Genomic DNA, 17,266 nt, shown 5'->3' with positions numbered 1-17,266 from the left:
CAGCGAAGGATGAAGTTCACGGGAGCGATAGACCTTTATTGCGCATTAGAACGCAAAACGCTCTCAAACCCTGAACTGGTCGACGTATGACCAAGTGGTTGCTTGCTATCGGTGTCCTGATTCCGCTTTACGGCGCTCAGGCTACACAGGATCCCGAAGCGGTGTACAACCGAGTTTGCGTGGCTTGCCATGCCGGCCAGTTGCCCAACGCCCCCAAACGGGGTGACCAGGCAGCGTGGGCGCCAAGATTGGCGCAGGGCATGGACACGCTGGTGCAACACGTGACCCAGGGTTTCAAGGCGATGCCGCCGCGTGGTTTGTGCATGGACTGCAGTACTGAGGATTACCAGGCCATCATTGAAATGATGGTGAGTAAACCCGGTAGATAACTCTATAAACCCCTTAGCCGTAGTTGGATTAGCTGATGAACAAACTGATCGTGAGTCTGCTGTTGACCCTGGGCATCACCGGTGTTGCCCATGCTGCAGGCGACGCTACAGCGGGCCAGGCGAAAGCCGCCGTATGTGGTGCTTGCCATGGACCGGATGGCAACAGCCCGGCGCCGAACTTTCCCAAACTGGCCGGCCAGGGCGAGCGTTACCTGACCAAGCAGATGCACGACATCAAGGACGGCAAGCGCACGGTACTGGAAATGACCGGCTTGCTGACCAACCTCAGCGATCAGGACCTGGCAGATATCGCGGCGTATTTTGCCAGCCAGAAAGGCAGTGTGGGAGCTGCCGATCCAAAAGTCGTGGCCCACGGTGAAGAACTGTTCCGTGGCGGCAACCTGGAAAAAGGCATGCCTTCGTGCATCGGTTGCCACTCGCCTAACGGCGCAGGCCTTGCCGCTGCTGGCTTCCCGCACTTGAGCGGCCAGCACGCGCAGTACATCGCCAAGCAGCTGACGGACTTCCGTGAAGGCAATCGCACCAACGACGGCGATGCCAAAATCATGCAAACCATCTCCAATAAAATGAGCAACAAGGACATTGAGGCGGTTTCCCAGTACATCCAGGGTCTGCACTGATACAAATACGACGTTAACGCTCGATTAATCCGTCGATGCAAGCATAAAAAGGGTGGCTTAGGCCGCCCTTTTTTGTGGCCGGTGCCGTTACACTAACGAACTCATGCCCGCGTAGACCTGTCACAACAAAGGTCGCGTGAGGCGACTTTATTTGTCCAGGAGTAAAGCATGCGTAATCTGATCCTCAGCGCCGCTCTCGTCACTGCCAGCCTCTTCGGCATGACCGCACAAGCTGCCGACGTGCCGCTTGAAGCCGGTAAAACCTACGTTGAATTGGCCAACCCGGTGCCGGTCTCGGTGCCTGGCAAGATCGAAGTGGTGGAGCTGTTCTGGTACGGCTGCCCGCATTGCTACGCCTTTGAGCCGACCATCAACCCTTGGGTCGAAAAACTCCCGTCCGACGTCAACTTCAAGCGCATCCCGGCCATGTTCGGCGGCCCATGGGACGCCCACGGCCAACTGTTCCTGACCCTGGAAGCCATGGGTGTTGAGCACAAGGTCCACAACGCGGTGTTTGATGCGATCCAGAAACAAGGCAAGCGCCTGACCAAGCCGGAAGAGATGGCTGACTTCGTTGCCACCCAAGGCGTCGACAAGGACAAGTTCCTCGCCACCTTCAATTCCTTCGCTATCCAGGGCCAGATCAAGCAGGCCAAGGAACTGGCGCAGAAGTACGGCGTGCAAGGCGTACCGACCATGATCGTCAACGGCAAATACCGTTTCGACCTGGGCACCTCCGGTGGTCCTGAGCAGACGCTGAATGTTGCCGACCAGCTGATCGCCAAAGAGCGCGCAGCCAAGTAAGGGGGCCATCATGCGCCGCTGGGGGACTGAACGCGTCGTTGGCCTGCATGACCCGCAGGTCAACGAGCACCATCTGGAGTCCACGGGCCTGCCGGCAGACAGCCGTCTGCGCCTGCTCAGCTTCAATATCCAGGTGGGCATCAGTACCGAGAAGTACCGGCATTACCTCACCCGTGGCTGGCAGCACCTGCTGCCCCACAACGGACGTGCCGGCAACCTGCAAAAGATCGGCAACCTGTTGAGCGACTTCGACCTCGTCGCCTTGCAGGAAGCCGATGGCGGCAGCATCCGCTCGGGCTACATCAACCAGGTGGAACACCTGGCCCAGCTCGGCGCATTCCCTTACTGGTACCAGCAACTCAATCGCAACCTCGGGCGCCTGGCGCAGCACAGCAATGGCGTGCTCAGCCGCTTGAAGCCATGGGCTATCGAAGATCACCCGCTGCCAGGCCCGAAGGGCCGGGGCGCGATCCTCGTGCGCTTTGGCGAAGGCCCGGAAGCCTTGGTGGTGGTGATGATGCATCTGGCGCTCGGGGCGCGTACCCGCACGATGCAACTGGCCTACATCCGAGAGCTGATCGGCAATTACAAACACCAGGTGCTGATGGGGGACATGAACACCCACGCCAGCGACCTGTTACAGAATTCCCCGCTGCGAGACCTTGGGTTACTGGCGCCGCAAGTCGAAGCCACCTTTCCCAGCTGGCGCCCGCAGCGCTGCCTCGACCATATCCTGCTCAGCCCGACCCTCACGCTCGAAAGCGTGCAGGTCCTGGCGCAGCCCATCTCCGATCACCTGCCGGTCGCGGTAGAGATTCGTCTGCCGGGTTCGCTCACGGCTGATGCATTGCCCGCGTTGAGCCCCGGCCCTCGCGGACCCCTTGCATGAGCGACGACGCCCAGCGCTGGAAAGAAAAATACCTCAAGAGCATCGAGCAGCAGGACAAGCTCGAACGCCGCTGGGCTGCCCGCCTCGACCTGCTGCGCCGAGGGCTGGTACGCAGCACACTGGCCGCTGAGGGCACCGACCGCGCCGTTGATCAGTGCATGAAGGAGATGCGTGATGTGGTCCGCACCGACGACATGGATGCCGCCCTCGCCGCCCTGCTGCCACGCCTTGAAAAAGCCGTGCTCGACTCTGAACAGCGCCGCGAAACCCGGGTTGACCAGATCAGCACCGCGCTCACCGCACTGGTTGCACAGTTGCAGAAGCTGCCACTGCCGCGCGAAGTGGCCCGGCCGCTGAAAACCTTCGCCAAGCAGTTGGACGGGCGCGTCGGCCAGGCGCGGGAGATCCCGCTGCTGCTCAGTGAGCTGAGCAGCCTGCAAGGGCAAGCGTTGGATAACCTGGAGCCAGACGGCGAAACCCCACGCTCGGGGCCTGGTTTGCTGCAGCGGTTGTTTGGTGCAAAAGAGGTTGCCAATGACCCCCCGGCAGTCGAGCCGGCATCAGATCCTGCGCCGAAGCCCGCGTCTTCCAAGCTGTACTCGGAGCCTGAGCCTCAGGCACCTGCACAATCCGAAGAGTTGACCCAAGCGTTGCGCGCCTTTGCGCCTTTGCCGCAGGCAGCCGTCGCCGCGCCGCCTGAGCCGCCTACGCCTGTCAGTGTGGCTGCGCCCCCCAAGGTGCTAGAGGCAGCCAGTGAAGCATTGGCCTTCGAGGCCCCCGCGCAAGCGGCGCCCAAGGCTGCGCCTGTCGAGGCACCTGAACCCGAGGTGATTGAACCTGCGGTCGAAGATCCCGCCCCCGAAAGTGCCCTCGCGGCGTTTATCGAACCACCGCCGGTTCAGGACGATGCGCCGGATGAAACCTCAATCGGCAGCCTGTCGCTTCCGCCTGTTCTGGAAAGCGCCGAGCCTGACCCTGACGCGTTGCAGTCGGACGGCGTGTACGCCTTGCCCGACTCGCCCGAGCCGTCCTACAGCTCGGTGGCCAAGCATATCGAAGACACCTTGCTAGGCCTGCTGGAAGACCTCTCGCTGCCCGAACGCCACCGTCCCCAGGCCGAAGCCATGCGTGAGCGCCTGGCCCATGGTTTGAACTGGTATGAACTGCTGCCGATCCTCGATGATTTGGCGGTGTTGATGCTGGCAATCACCGACAGTGGCCAGCATGAGTTCGAGGCCTATCTCAAGCAGCTCAACGAACGACTGGAAGCCTTCCAGGGCCATCTGCAGGTTGCCAGCGATGGTCATGCCGACAGCCGCTCGGCTGCGCGGGAGCTGGACACACAGATTCGTGAGCAGGTCGACGGTTTGCAAAGCAGCGTGCAGGACGCGGCCGACCTCGACAGCCTCAAGCAGGTGCTGGAGAGCCACCTCGAAGGCTTGCTTGGTACCATGGACCAACACCAGCAGCAGCGTGACCAGCGTGAGCAGGAAGTGGCGGCGCGCTTGAAAGGCTTGGCTGAGCGCGTGGCGAATATGGAGCAGGAGGCCCAGGGCTATCGCGAGCACCTGGAGGTGCAGCGCCAGAAGGCCTTGATCGACCCGCTGACCGGGCTGCCCAACCGTGCGGCGTGGAGCGAGCGCCTCGACCATGAGGTCAATGCCTGGCACCAGCGTGGCAACAGCCTGTCGCTGGCCATGCTCGACCTGGACCACTTCAAGCGCATCAACGATGGCTACGGCCACCTGGCGGGCGATAAAGTGCTCAAGATCATTGCCAGTGTGCTGCGCAAACGCCTGCGACCCACCGATTTTATTGCGCGCTTCGGCGGTGAAGAGTTTGTGTTGCTGATGCCCAACTCATCCCTGGCCGATGCGCTGGCGGCCGGTGAGATGTTGCGCCAGGCCATCGAAGCGTGCCCTTTCCACTTCAAGGGTGAGCCGGTGACGATCACGGTATCCATGGGCGTGGCACAGTTCCAACCCGGTGAGCGCAGCGACTTGGCGCTCAAGCGTGCCGATGAGGCGTTGTATCGGGCCAAAGCGGCAGGGCGCAATCAGGTGCAGGCGGCCTAAAAGATGTTCCATTTTGTAATTTGACCGCCCGGCCACAAACGGTACGTTACACTGTTGCATTATCGCCTTCAGTGTAATGTCTCCTGCCATGAAATCCTTTTGCTTTGCCTTTGTGTTCCTACTGCTCGCCGGCTGCGCCAGCGGCCCGCGCCTGAATACCAGCCATCCCTCGGTGAACCACGACAATCGCGTGCAGTTCGTCGTTGTTCACTACACCTCCACCAATCTCGAGCGCTCCCTGGCCTTGCTCACGCACGGCCAGGTCAGCAGCCATTACCTGATCGGCGACGACGCGTCGGGCACTATCTACAAACTGGTGGATGAGAGCCAGCGCGCCTGGCATGCCGGAGAAAGCGAGTGGATGGGCCGCACCTGGCTCAACTCCAGCTCCATCGGCATCGAAATCGTCAACCCCGGGTACCAGGACACCCCCACCGGCCGTGTGTGGTTCCCCTACTCCGAGGCGCAGTTCCAGTCCCTGGTGGTGCTGCTCAAGGACATCAGCAAACGCAACGGTATCGACCCCAAGAACATCATCGGCCATAGCGACATCGCACCACTGCGCAAGCTTGACCCCGGTCCGCTGTTTCCCTGGAAGCGCTTGGCGGCTGAAGGCCTGGGGGTTTGGCCAGACGCTCAGGCTGTCGCCCGGTTCCAGGTACAGTACGCCGCTGACCTGCCGAGCATCACGTGGTTCCAGGAAGAGCTGGCGCGGTTGGGCTACCAGACGCCGCAGACGGGGGAATTGGATGTGGCCACGCGTCATGTGATCGCGGCCTTCCAGATGCACTTCCGCCCTTCGTTGTTTGACGGCACCCCCGATGCGGAAAGCGCCGCGATCCTGCGAGCACTCAACCGCAGCTAACTGTAGGAGCCCGGCTTGCTGTGGCGAGGGAGCTTGCTCCCGTTCGACTGCGCAGCAGGCGCCGGCTGTCATGAGCACCATGCACCCAGAGGGGACAAGCACCCTCGCCACCTACGGTTGCCGCTACAAAGGCAACGCCATATAAAACTGCGTACCCTGCCCCGGCCGTGAATACACACCCATGCGGCCGCCGTGCAACTGCACGATTTCCTTGCACAGCGCCAACCCCAGGCCCGCGCCGCCTTTCTTGCGGCCCACCTGCACGAAGGGTTCGAAGATCCGCCCTTGCTGGCCGTAGGCAATGCCCTCGCCGTTATCCTCGACACTGATGATCACCCGTTCTCCGTGTCGGCGCGCCTGCAGGCGAATCTGACCGCCTTCGGCGGTGTGGCGCAGGGCGTTGCCCAGCAGATTGTCCAGCACCCGTTCCAATTGCGCGCGGTCGGCATACAGGCGAGGTAAGTCAGACTGGGCTTCCACCAAGAGCTCAATGTGCTGGGCATTGGCCGGTTCGGCAAAGCGGGCGCGAGCGTGATCCAGCAGGTCGGTCACGTCACAGGGCCCCAGGGTGAGTTTTTGCAGGCCGTTCTGGTAGCGCGAGAAGTTGAGCAGGTCGTTGATCAACTGCATCAGGCGCTGCATCTCTTCATTGACCGTATCCAGCAAGTCCGCTTCGCGAGACTCCGCAGGAAACTTCGCCCGTTCACGAAACAGCCCGAACGCCATGTGCATGCCGGTCACAGGCGTGCGCAATTCATGGGAAGCACGCAGCACGAACTCGCTGCGCACCCGCTCGAAGGCACGCTGTTCGGTAACGTCATGCAGCACCATCACGGCCCCGAGAATATGCCCTTGGGTGTGGCTGACGGGGGTGAGGCTGTAGGTCAGCAGGCGCAGTTCACCCTCGACCTCCACTTCCAGATCTTCCGGCGCCCGCTCCAAGTTGCCGCCGCGCAGCACCAGTTGAAGCTGTTCATCCAGTTCCGGTCGCACCAGGGCTTCGCCCAGCCCTTGGCCAAGACGGTCCTCGTCCCAGCCTAATTGGCGCTGCGCCACCGGGTTGAGGTGTTCCAGGCGGCCTTGGCGGTCGATCATCAGCAGGCCATCGTCGATACTGTCGAGCACCGCCTGCAGGCGTTGCTGGCCCGCCAGCAGTTCATCAACGTTGGTTGCCTGATGCTGGCGCAGCGCTTCGGCCATGATGCCGAAGCGTCGGGTCAGCTGGTTCATTTCGGCTGCCGAAGAGATGGGCAGCGTGACTTCAAAATCCCCCTGCCCGATCTTGTCGGCTGCCTTGGCCAGGGCTTCGATTGGCCCACCAAAACGCCGGGCGATGCCGTGGGCGGTCACGAACCCGATGATCAGCACCGCCAGTCCGACCAGCCCCAGCAGCCCGGCGATCAGCAAAGCACGCTCGCGCGATTTGTGCTCGCTGGTACTGATGTTTTCCAGGGCGCGCTTGTGTTCGGCGATCAGGCCGTTACGCAGCACATTGAAGGTCTCGGTCAGTTTTTCCTTGCTACCGGGGGGCGGTGAGGCTTGCTGGGATTCGTCGAAAGCCTCCAGCAGGTGCTGGTAGTCGGTGCGGGCCTGGCTGAAGCCGCTGCCACTGGCATCTCGCTGCTCGTGGGCGATGCCTTGGTCCAGGAGCTCGAAATAACGCTGCTTGGAGGCTCGCAGTGCCTGGGGATCGGGGCGCTTCTCCAGCATCATGATCAGCTGGTCGCCCAGGCTCTGGCGCAGCTTGAGCCCCAGGTCCAGAGTCACGAAGTTGCTGCGTATCAATGATTCCTGGGTCTTGGCCATCTGCATCACGCTGACCAGGCCCAGGATCAATCCCAGCAGGGCGACGGTGATCAGCGCGGAGATACTCAGGAACAACCGAGTGCGCAGTTTCATCGCAAGCTTCATAAGGTGCCGCTCACAGGTTGTACTGTTTGCGTTTGCGGTACAGGGTCGACGCGTCGATGCCCAGGGTGCGAGCTGCCTGATCCAGGGTGTCGCTGGTGGCGAGCACGGCGCCGATATGGGCCTTCTCCAATTCATCCAGGCTTAACGCGGCGCCAATCCTGGGCGCATTGTTGGTAGGTTGCTCGGCCATGCCGAGGTGGCTGATCTCCACCTTTTCCTGTGGGCAGATGATGCTGGCACGTTCCACCACGTTACGCAGCTCGCGGATGTTGCCCGGCCAGCGATAGTTGAGCAGCGCCTCGCGTGCTTCGTCGCTGAATCCCCGTGCCGGCCGTGCGTACTCCTTCACGAAGCGCGCCAGGAAGCGATCGGCGAGGGTCAGGATGTCTTCACTGCGTTCACGCAGCGGTGGCAGGTGCAAGGTGATGACGTTGAGGCGGTAGAGCAAATCCTCACGGAAGCGGCCATCGCGCACCATGTCTTCCAGGTTCAGGTTGGTGGCCGCAAGGATGCGCACGTCGGCGCGACGGGTAACCGGGTCGCCCACACGCTCATATTCCTTGTCCTGGATGAAACGCAGCAGTTTTGGCTGCAAAGTGAGCGGAAAGTCGCCGATCTCGTCGAGAAACAGCGTGCCGCCGTCTGCCTGGTTGACCCGGCCCAAGGTGCTCTCGCTGGCCCCGGTAAAGGCACCGCGGCTATGGCCGAACAGCTCGCTTTCCATCAATTCCGCCGTCAGCGACGGGCAGTTAATGGTCACGCAGGATTTTTTCGAGCGCTTGCTCCAGCCGTGAATCGCCCGGGCCAGTTCGCCCTTACCGGTGCCGGACTCGCCGAGGATCAGGATGTTAGCGTCAGTGCCGGCGACCTGGCGTGCAGTCTCCAGTACCACCATCATGGCCGGGCTGTGGGAATCGAGGCCGTCCTTGGGCTGGCGCACCTCGCCTTCCAGCGCTTCAAGGCGCGCGGACAGTTGGCGCACTTCCAACTGCTTGGCGGTGGCCAGGCGCAGCTGGTCAGGGCTGCAAGGTTTTACCAGGTAGTCGGCGGCGCCTGCCTGGATCGCGTCTACGGCTGTATCGACAGCCGAATGAGCGGTGACGATCACCACGCGCATCCATGGCGCCTGGATGCGCATCTGGGCCAGTACATCCAGGCCATTGTCCTCGCCCAGACGCAGGTCGAGGAAGCACAGGTCGAACACCTGGCGTTGCATCAGGGCGTCCGCCTGGGCGGCGCTGTTGGCAGTGGCTACGGTGTAGCCTTCATCTTCCAGGCAGTAACGGAAGGTGCGAAGGATCGCGGATTCGTCATCCACTAAAAGAATGCGGCCTTGAAGTTCCTTGGCTGATTCCATCTGTCCCGCGCTCCTTAAAGTATGAATGATGGTGTTTAGTCCCGGAATAATCGGGCAAGTTGCATGGTTTATTCTGATTGATAAACGGCATCTTCGCGCAGCTATCTGCACGGTCTCCTACAAATACGCCGATTGCTGGCGTTTTCATGCCTTCTTGCCACTTCGGCAACTCGCCAAGCGCTTTCGATCCCTTGATCCGACCACTGACCATCGTGCATTTCGCACGGCTCATCCAGGGCCATCGTGCAGGATGCTGGTCGTCATCTGCTGCATGCATTTATAACTAATTGATTTTATTGGGTTTTATTTTGTAAAAAACCTGGCATGCGCTCTGCAATACCTCTCCCAACAGTGTCATGAACCAATAATCAGAATGCGGGAGAAACACAGCATGACTCGCCAAAGCCTCCGCCAATTGCCTGTATCGCCACTGCGCTTGCAGCAAGGCTTGTTCGCCAGCCTGGCCCTGATGGTCACCTTGGTTATTGGCCAACAGATGCAGCATTGGCAGCAGAGTCAGCAACACGCCCCGCAATTTGAAAGGCCAGTCATGACGCAAACCCATTTCCGTTCCGTTGGCAGCGCTACTGCCGATGTAACCGCCCCGCAACTGAGAGTGGCTGACCAGGATTCCACCCCTGGCGATCTGCCAATCCAAGAGCGCTGGGTGTTCTAGGCAAGACAAAGCCGCTGTTGATGAGCGGCTGCACGGCAACACCGCTGTTACCCCTATAAAAGCGTAAGGAGAATCACCATGTTGAGCTGGGCTATCACATTTCTGATCATCGCCATTGTGGCCGCCGTCCTGGGCTTCGGTGGTATCGCGGGCACTGCCACGGGTATCGCCAAGATCCTGTTTGTCGTCTTCCTGGTGATGTTCATCGCTTCGTTCTTCTTTGGTCGTCGCGGCCGAGGCTGAATATGACCACTCTGCCCTTTAAAGCCATGGCTGCCGCCCTGCTCCTGGGCGGCAGCGGCCTGGTGATGGCCGCCAACGACGGCCAAAGCCGAGCCAACGAATTGCTGACCTCGGACCCTCAGTTCCGTGAGACCTGGCAAGGCGTGGTGAAGAAAGAAGAGCGCCTGCCGGAGTGGGTGATGAACCTGTCCGGTACGGCCGAACAAATGAATGCCGTGGAAGAAGACGGTGACAAGTACTTGGTGGGGCCGCTTTGCGAAACTGCAGATACGTGCCTGAACAAGCGCCTGATCGTTGCCTTCAGCTACGACAAGAAAGATGCCTACGCCATGTTGGTGGAAGTCCCGGCCGGCCTGCCGGCGGACAAATCCCCGACGCGTCACGCCGATTATCGGTTCCTCGGTAAGCCGGACGAAGGCATGCAGAAGCTGCTGATGGAGCAGCTCAAGAAAGACCCCAATTGGTACTAGGTTCCGCTTGGCGCATCGCACTTGTGGAACCAGCGTCCATAGAAAGAAGCCCAACTGCTTCTTTCTGTTTGCATCGCCCGCCAAGGGCGGTGCATGACCAGGGGGCCGGGTTGCTCTGATCAATCGGGATCGGCGTGACCTACGGGTACAGGGAGTGCCTGCGCAAGGGCCGGGTCAGGCAAAAAGCTGCGACGCAGGTTCACAAGCCCAAGGCTTGCTGAACTTGCGACGGGCTTATACCTCCCTCCTATGTCTTCCATAGTCGCTAATTCCGTTTTTGCTCATTCCCAACCATTACTTGGTGTGTCGGGTTGACCATCTATCGATAAAATTTGTGTGGGCCTATAAGACATTTCCGACACTAAACGACGGAATTCACAGGCATTTCTGCCAATGCTCTCTAGACGTCCTGAATCTCTGAGCGAGCCGGGTTTGGCCGGTTCACGGCATGTTTGTCGGACAAAATGTCACATTTGAACTGACCGTTCGGACAGTTATTATTAAAAAAAGCCATGCCGATTCGGCATAGGGTAGGCGTTTACGGCATTAGACGTCGCTCCCTTGCATGGGAATAGTTGCGCCTTTTTTCGCCTGCCAGTAAGCCATTTCGGCCATGCGGCGGTGACCTTCCATGGAGGCAGATGCTCACACTTTTTCGCTCTCGAGCGTTCCAGCTGGCGCATTTGCCTTAAGTCCACTTGAAGTAAGGGTAATGACATGAAGAAGGCAAAGCTAAGCCTCGCCTGGCAGATCCTCATCGGTTTGGTGTTGGGGATCGCAATCGGTGCAGTGCTCAACCATTTCAGTGCTGAAAAGGCCTGGTGGATCAGCAATGTGTTGCAGCCAGCGGGCGATATCTTTATCCGCCTGATCAAGATGATCGTGATCCCGATTGTGATTTCCTCGCTGATCGTCGGCATTGCCGGTGTCGGTGACGCGAAAAAGCTCGGCCGCATCGGCGTCAAAACCATCGTTTACTTCGAAGTGGTCACCACCATCGCCATCGTGGTCGGCCTGCTGTTGGCCAACCTGTTCCACCCGGGTGCCGGCATCGACATGAGTACCCTGGGTACTGTCGATATTTCCAAGTACACCGCCACCGCCGCTGAAGTGCAGCACGAGCATGCGTTCATCGAGACCCTCCTCAACCTGATCCCTTCGAACATCTTTGCCGCCGTGGCTCGTGGCGAAATGCTGCCGATCATCTTCTTCTCGGTGCTGTTCGGCCTGGGCTTGTCGAGCCTCAAGCCTGAACTGCGCGAGCCGCTGGTGACCATGTTCCAGGGCGTGTCCGAGAGCATGTTCAAAGTCACCCACATGATCATGAAGTACGCCCCGATCGGCGTATTTGCCCTGATCGCCGTGACGGTCGCCAACTTCGGCTTCGCCTCCTTGCTGCCGCTGGCCAAGCTGGTGATTCTGGTTTACGTGGCCATCCTGTTCTTCGCCTTTGTGGTACTGGGCCTGATCGCCCGCCTGTTCGGCTTCTCGGTGATCAAGCTGATGCGCATCTTCAAGGATGAGCTGGTCCTGGCCTACTCCACCGCCAGTTCCGAAACCGTGCTGCCGCGCGTGATCGAGAAGATGGAAGCCTACGGCGCGCCCAAGGCGATCTGCAGCTTCGTGGTGCCGACCGGCTACTCGTTCAACCTCGACGGCTCGACCCTGTACCAGAGCATCGCGGCGATCTTTATCGCTCAGCTGTACGGCATCGACCTGTCGATCGGTCAGCAGTTGATGCTGGTACTGACCTTGATGGTCACCTCCAAAGGCATCGCCGGTGTCCCGGGTGTGTCCTTCGTGGTGCTGCTGGCCACCCTGGGCAGCGTGGGCATTCCACTGGAAGGCCTGGCCTTCATCGCCGGTGTCGACCGAGTGATGGACATGGCGCGTACCGCACTGAACGTGATCGGCAACGCCCTGGCCGTATTGGTCATCGCACGTTGGGAAGGCATGTACGACGACGCCAAGGGCGAGCGCTACTGGAATTCCCTGCCGCACTGGCGCAGCAAGGAAGCCGCACCGACCGCTCAAGCGACCCGCAGCTGACAGGCTGACGGCGCTCAGACAAACCCCGGATAATTCCGGGGTTTGTCGTTTCTGCCAGCCCCGCTATCATTCGCCCCATCTTTCGGGGGATTCAACTGATGCTCAATGGCCTGTGGCTTGGCTTCTTTGTCGTGGCAATGGTGTCAGCACTGGTGCAATGGCTGGTCGGTGGCAACGCCGGCATTTTTGCGGCGATGGTCGAAAGCATTTTCGCCATGGCCAAACTGTCGGTGGAAGTGATGGTGCTGCTGTTCGGTACTCTCACCCTTTGGCTGGGTTTCCTGCGCATCGCTGAAAAAGCCGGCATTGTCGACTGGCTGGCCAAAGCCCTGGGCCCGCTGTTCCGCCGCCTGATGCCGGAAGTGCCTGCCGGGCACCCGGCGATCGGCCTGATCACCCTCAACTTCGCCGCCAATGGCCTGGGGCTGGACAATGCGGCCACGCCCATCGGCCTGAAGGCCATGAAGGCGCTGCAGGAACTCAACCCCATCCCCAACACCGCCAGTAACGCGCAGATCCTGTTCCTGGTGCTCAACGCGTCCTCGCTGACGCTGTTGCCGGTGACCATCTTCATGTACCGCGCCCAGCAAGGCGCGGCGGACCCGACGCTGGTGTTTCTGCCGATCCTGCTGGCGACCAGCGCCTCCACTTTGGTAGGCCTGTTGTCGGTGGCGATCATGCAGCGCCTGCGCTTGTGGGACCCGGTGGTGCTGGCTTACCTGATTCCCGGTGCGCTGGTGCTCGGCGGTTTCATGGCCTTCCTGGCGACACTGTCGGCCACGGCGCTGGCGGGCTTGTCTTCGATACTCGGCAACCTGACGCTGTTCGGCTTGATCATGCTGTTTTTGGTGATCGGTGCGCTGCGCAAGGTGAAGGTATACGAGGCGTTTGTCGAAGGCGCCAAAGAAGGTTTTGACGTTGCCAAGAACCTGCTGCCGTACCTGGTGGCGATGCTGTGCGCGGTGGGTGTATTGCGCGCTTCGGGCGCGCTGGATTTCGGCCTCGAAGGGATCCGCCATGTGGTCGCCTGGACCGGCATGGACACGCGCTTTGTCGATGCGTTGCCCACGGCCATGGTCAAACCGTTTTCCGGCAGCGCGGCCCGGGCGCTGTTGATCGAAACCATGCAGACCCAGGGTGTGGACAGCTTCCCGGCGCTGGTAGCGGCGACGATCCAGGGCAGTACCGAGACGACGTTCTATGTGTTGGCGGTGTACTTTGGGTCGGTGGGCATCCAGCGGGCCCGGCATGCGGTGGGGTGTGCGCTGCTGGCGGAGTTGGCGGGTGTCGTTGCGGCTATTGCGGTGTGCTACTGGTTCTTTGCTTGAGGCTTAAATGGCTATCGCCGGCTTGCCGGCGATAGGGCTCTCAGCGTTTCGCAGCACTATTGCCTTGCTGCACAACCCAATCCACCACCTGCCTGTTCAACTGATCCCCCGCCAGCCCAAACCCGGCCACCACCGCCGGCACCTTGGTACCCGTCACTGGCTGGTGAATTTCAAACCGCCGGCTGGCAATAATCCGCTGATCGCTCCCGCGCACCAATCGCGCGTCGAGGCGGATCACCACGTCCACCGCGCCTCCCCGGTATTCACTCTGGAACGCCTGCAACTGCCCGCCCAGCTCGTAGTCGGCCTGCAGGTTGGTCTCATCGGTGCTCAACAGCGTCACGCGGCCATCACGTTGGAAGCCGTCCATGAAGCGGTTGCGCAACAGCACTGGCGACGGGTCGCTCCAACGGGCGTTCGCATAGCTGCTGATTAAGTTGCCCTCCGGCACCACGGCAATGCGCGGGCTGTCGAGAAACTCGCTGGTCTGCGGCTTGGACACGCGCAGCGACCAGCTCACCGGGGCGCCCTGGCTTGCGGTTTGGGCTGGCACCAGACGGTACACGTCCGAAGGGTCGGCCTTGGGCAGGATCGAGCACGCGCTCACGAGCGCCAATGCCACGGGGGCGATCATCTGGTAAGCACGCTTCATGGCGTGAACTCCTTGTTCTTGTCGTTGCCCAGCAAGTAGCCACTGGGGTTGGCTTCCAGGCGGCGGGAGATGGCGCGCAGCGAACCGAGGGTTTCGCGCAGTTCGCGCACCGCCGGCGCCAGTTCATTGAGGCCCTGCATGCCGCTGTTCACCGAGTCCTTGTTGTTAGTGAGCAAGGTGTTGATGGTGGCGGTGCTTTGCTCCAGGGATTTCATGGCCTGTTCGGCACTGCCGAAGGCCTGCTTGCCTTGATCGTTGAGCAAGCCATTGGCGTTGCGCATCAAGGTGGTGGTTTGCTCCAGGGCGGCGCTGGCCTGCTTGCTCACTTGCATCAGTTGCTGCATCACCACCTTGATATCGCCGCGTTGGTCGGCGATGGCGCCGGTGGTTTGCTGCAGGTTGTCCAGGGTGTTGCTCAAGCGCTCGACGTTTTCACGGGAGAACATGTGGTTGGCGTTGTGCAGCAGCAGGTTGATGCTGGTCATCAGGTCGTTGCTGTTATTGAGCAGGCGCGCAATGGGCGAAGGCGAGGCGATGATTTCCGGCAGGTTGCCGTCCTTGCCCTTGAGCTCCGGGCTTTGGGGTGTGCCGCCGCTGAGCTGGATGATCGAGGTGCCGGTGATGCCGGTGAGGGCCAGCTTGGCCTGGGTGTCTTCCTTGATCGGCGTCTGCCCAGCCAAGCGAATGCGTGCCAGCACGCGGCGGGGGTCGTTAGGGTCCAGGCGCAGGCTGGTGACATCGCCCACCTTGATCCCGCTATATTGCACTGGGCTGCCTTGGGACAGGCCGCTGACCGCCTCGTTGAACACCACTTCATAATCCTGAAAGGCGCTGTCGACGCTGGATTTGGCCAGCCACAGGCCGAACAGCAGGGCGCCGACCACCACAATCACGCTGAACAGACCGATCATCACATGATGGGCTCGGGTTTCCATGTCATACCTCGTCTAGCGATTGAGCGGCATCCAATGCCGCGCGGCCCCGGGGGCCGTGGAAATATTCGTGAATCCACGCGTCGTCCGTTTCCGAGACGACATCGATGGCATCGGCCACCAGCACTTTTTTCTGCGCCAGCACCGCCACGCGGTCGGTGATGGTGTAGAGCGTGTCGAGGTCGTGGGTCACCAGGAACACGCTCAGGCCCAGCGCGTCGCGCAGAGTCAGGATCAACTGATCGAATTGCGCCGCACCAATCGGGTCAAGGCCGGCGGTGGGTTCGTCGAGAAACAGGATGTCCGGGTCCAGGGCCAAGGCGCGTGCCAGGGCGGCGCGCTTGATCATGCCACCGGACAGCGAAGACGGGTATTTGTCGGCGGCCGAAAGCGGCAACCCGGCCAAGGCCAGCTTCACCGCGGCCAAGTGCTCAGCGTCACGGCGGCTGAGGCCGGCATGTTCGATCAGCGGCAGGGCGACGTTTTCGGTGACGGTCAGCGAGGAAAACAGCGCGCCCTTCTGGAACAGCACGCCAAAGCGTCGTTCTACCAGCGAGCGCTCATGTTCCGACAGGCTCGGCAGGTTTTTGCCGAACACCCGCACCTCACCCTCGCTGGGGCGGCGCAGGCCGACGATGCTGCGCAACAGCACCGACTTGCCGCTGCCCGAGCCGCCGACCACTGCCAGGATTTCGCCTTTGTACAGATCCAGGTCGAGGTTCTCGTGCACGCTCTGCCGGCCAAAGCGGTTGCACAGGCCGCGCACTTCAATCACCGCCTCACCGGGCGCACGGTGTAGACGGCTCACCAGCCCATCTCCATGAAGAACATCGCGGCCACCGCATCCAGCACGATCACCACAAAGATCGATTGCACCACGCTGGAGGTGGTGTGGGCGCCGACCGACTCGGCACTGCCGCTGACCTTGAAGCCTTCGAGGCAGCCAATGGCGGCGATCAGGAAGGCGAAGATCGGCGCCTTCACCATGCCCACCAGGAAATGTTGCACGCCAATGTCTGATTGCAGCAGCGACAGGAACATCGCCGGCGAAATGTCCAACGCCACGGCGCACACCACGCCACCCCCGACAATCCCCGAGAGCATCGCCAGGAACGTCAGCATCGGCAGCGACACCAGCAGTGCCAGCACGCGCGGTAATACCAGTAGCTCCATGGGGTCGAGGCCCAGGGTACGGATCGCATCGATTTCTTCGTTGGCCTTCATCGAGCCGATTTGTGCGGTGAATGCACTGGCGGTGCGCCCGGCGATCAAAATGGCCGTCAGCAACACGCCAAATTCCCGTAGGAAAGAAAACGCCACCAAGTCCACGGTGAACACCGTCGCACCAAAACTCTTGAGCACCGTTGCACCCAGGAAGGCCACCACGGCGCCGACCAAAAAGGTCAGCAGCGCGACGATGGGCGCGGCGTCGAGCCCGGTCTGTTCGATATGGGCGACCATCGGCGTGATGCGCCAGCGTTTGGGGCGCCAGATGCCGCGCGCGAAGGTTTCGAGGATCAGGCCGATAAAACCGAGCAGCTTCATGCTGTCCTGCCACACGGTGTCGACCGCCCGGCCAATGCGCGCCAACACCTGGATGCCGGCCGCCTCTTCCGGGGCTTTTTCCGGCACACAGAAATCATTCAGCGAGCGGTAGACGGTCTTGAGCAATGCGCGGTCGGCGGCAGAGAGGCTACAGTCGGTCTGTTCGGCCGAGTGTTCGATCCTGGCGGGGCCCAGCAGCTCCACCAGCAGTGACGCTCCGGCGGTATCCAGCGCGCCCAGGCCATTGAGGTCGATGCGAGCGCCGGCGTCGTATTGGCCGTCGAGCTTGTCCGACAGCTTCTTCAGGTTTGCGTAGTGGGCAAGCGTCCAGTCCCCCGTAATCCTGAGTAACGGAGGCGTCGTGGACGTATCGAGATGGGCGGCACCGGCCGTCGTACGTGTGGTCATAAGCTCCGAGCTTGTTTGGCTATCCACAATTC

The 17,266-nt window shown here is 61.0% G+C and carries 17 protein-coding genes; 11 read left to right on the top strand and 6 right to left on the bottom strand.

From position 1 onward, the window contains the following. The first annotated feature begins 86 nt into the window (after positions 1-86). From HX803_RS23380 to HX803_RS23355, 6 genes are all read left to right on the top strand, one after another. Positions 87-389, top strand: coding sequence for a cytochrome c5 family protein (locus tag HX803_RS23380; protein WP_176994642.1), 303 nt, complete (start codon positions 87-89; stop codon positions 387-389). A gap of 35 nt (positions 390-424) precedes the next feature. Continuing rightward, positions 425-1,030: a cytochrome c4 gene (locus HX803_RS23375; protein WP_176994643.1), complete on the top strand. Its 606-nt coding sequence runs from the start codon at positions 425-427 to the stop codon at positions 1,028-1,030. 168 nt (positions 1,031-1,198) lie between these two features. After that, a complete protein-coding gene (dsbA, locus tag HX803_RS23370; protein WP_178923910.1) occupies positions 1,199-1,834 on the top strand; it encodes a thiol:disulfide interchange protein DsbA in 636 nt (211 codons plus the stop codon). Positions 1,835-1,841: 7 nt separating this feature from the next. Then, positions 1,842-2,723: an endonuclease/exonuclease/phosphatase family protein gene (locus HX803_RS23365; protein WP_178923993.1), complete on the top strand. Its 882-nt coding sequence runs from the start codon at positions 1,842-1,844 to the stop codon at positions 2,721-2,723. Continuing rightward, positions 2,720-4,798, top strand: coding sequence for a diguanylate cyclase (locus tag HX803_RS23360; RefSeq protein WP_178923908.1), 2,079 nt, complete (start codon positions 2,720-2,722; stop codon positions 4,796-4,798). Before HX803_RS23365 ends, HX803_RS23360 begins: the two co-directional genes overlap by 4 nt. Before the next feature lie 88 nt (positions 4,799-4,886). Then, on the top strand, positions 4,887-5,663 hold the full coding sequence (locus HX803_RS23355) for an N-acetylmuramoyl-L-alanine amidase (protein WP_178923906.1): 777 nt from the start codon (positions 4,887-4,889) through the stop codon (positions 5,661-5,663). Between the two features lie 123 nt (positions 5,664-5,786). Here HX803_RS23355 and HX803_RS23350 read toward each other — a convergent pair whose 3' ends face one another. Both HX803_RS23350 and algB read right to left on the bottom strand, forming a co-directional pair. Then, entirely contained in the window at positions 5,787-7,574 is a 1,788-nt protein-coding gene (locus tag HX803_RS23350; RefSeq protein WP_178923904.1) for a KinB sensor domain-containing domain, read from the bottom strand. 10 nt (positions 7,575-7,584) lie between these two features. Next, a complete protein-coding gene (gene algB / locus HX803_RS23345; protein WP_078740007.1) occupies positions 7,585-8,931 on the bottom strand; it encodes a sigma-54-dependent response regulator transcription factor AlgB in 1,347 nt (448 codons plus the stop codon). 448 nt (positions 8,932-9,379) lie between these two features. Between algB and HX803_RS32845 the strand changes: the two genes are divergently transcribed. From HX803_RS32845 to HX803_RS23320, 5 genes are all read left to right on the top strand, one after another. Further along, positions 9,380-9,607, top strand: a complete 228-nt coding sequence (locus HX803_RS32845; protein ID WP_256732919.1) for a hypothetical protein — start codon at positions 9,380-9,382, stop codon at positions 9,605-9,607. Positions 9,608-9,685: 78 nt separating this feature from the next. Then, positions 9,686-9,850: a DUF1328 domain-containing protein gene (locus HX803_RS23335; RefSeq protein ID WP_003170804.1), complete on the top strand. Its 165-nt coding sequence runs from the start codon at positions 9,686-9,688 to the stop codon at positions 9,848-9,850. A gap of 2 nt (positions 9,851-9,852) precedes the next feature. Then, on the top strand, positions 9,853-10,320 hold the full coding sequence (locus HX803_RS23330; protein WP_176994649.1) for an inhibitor of vertebrate lysozyme family protein: 468 nt from the start codon (positions 9,853-9,855) through the stop codon (positions 10,318-10,320). Positions 10,321-11,037: 717 nt separating this feature from the next. Further along, positions 11,038-12,369: a glutamate/aspartate:proton symporter GltP gene (gene gltP, locus HX803_RS23325; RefSeq protein WP_178923900.1), complete on the top strand. Its 1,332-nt coding sequence runs from the start codon at positions 11,038-11,040 to the stop codon at positions 12,367-12,369. Positions 12,370-12,467: 98 nt separating this feature from the next. Next, the gene (locus HX803_RS23320; RefSeq protein WP_178923898.1) at positions 12,468-13,697 is read left to right on the top strand and encodes a nucleoside recognition domain-containing protein; all 1,230 of its coding nucleotides are present in this window, start codon (positions 12,468-12,470) and stop codon (positions 13,695-13,697) included. A 40-nt stretch (positions 13,698-13,737) separates the two neighbouring features. Here HX803_RS23320 and HX803_RS23315 read toward each other — a convergent pair whose 3' ends face one another. Genes HX803_RS23315 through HX803_RS23300 form a run of 4 tightly spaced genes read right to left on the bottom strand, consistent with a single transcriptional unit; the run spans position 13,738 to position 17,234 of the window. Next, a complete protein-coding gene (locus HX803_RS23315) occupies positions 13,738-14,349 on the bottom strand; it encodes an ABC-type transport auxiliary lipoprotein family protein (protein WP_178923896.1) in 612 nt (203 codons plus the stop codon). Beyond that, positions 14,346-15,284: an MlaD family protein gene (locus HX803_RS23310; RefSeq protein ID WP_178923894.1), complete on the bottom strand. Its 939-nt coding sequence runs from the start codon at positions 15,282-15,284 to the stop codon at positions 14,346-14,348. Before HX803_RS23310 ends, HX803_RS23315 begins: the two co-directional genes overlap by 4 nt. A gap of 1 nt (position 15,285) precedes the next feature. Continuing rightward, complete coding sequence (locus tag HX803_RS23305; protein WP_178923892.1) at positions 15,286-16,089, bottom strand: ATP-binding cassette domain-containing protein; 804 nt, start codon at positions 16,087-16,089, stop codon at positions 15,286-15,288. Next, positions 16,086-17,234 carry an ABC transporter permease gene (locus HX803_RS23300; RefSeq protein WP_178923890.1) on the bottom strand — a complete coding sequence of 383 codons (1,149 nt, stop codon included), beginning with the start codon at positions 17,232-17,234 and terminating at the stop codon, positions 16,086-16,088. Before HX803_RS23300 ends, HX803_RS23305 begins: the two co-directional genes overlap by 4 nt. Between the last annotated feature and the right edge of the window lie 32 nt (positions 17,235-17,266).

The sequence above is a fragment of the Pseudomonas sp. P7548 genome, assembly GCF_013386585.1.
In the GTDB taxonomy this organism is placed as follows: Bacteria; Pseudomonadota; Gammaproteobacteria; order Pseudomonadales; family Pseudomonadaceae; genus Aquipseudomonas.
The sequence above is the reverse complement of the archived record's forward strand: the minus strand, read 5'-3'. Positions and strand labels throughout refer to the sequence as shown.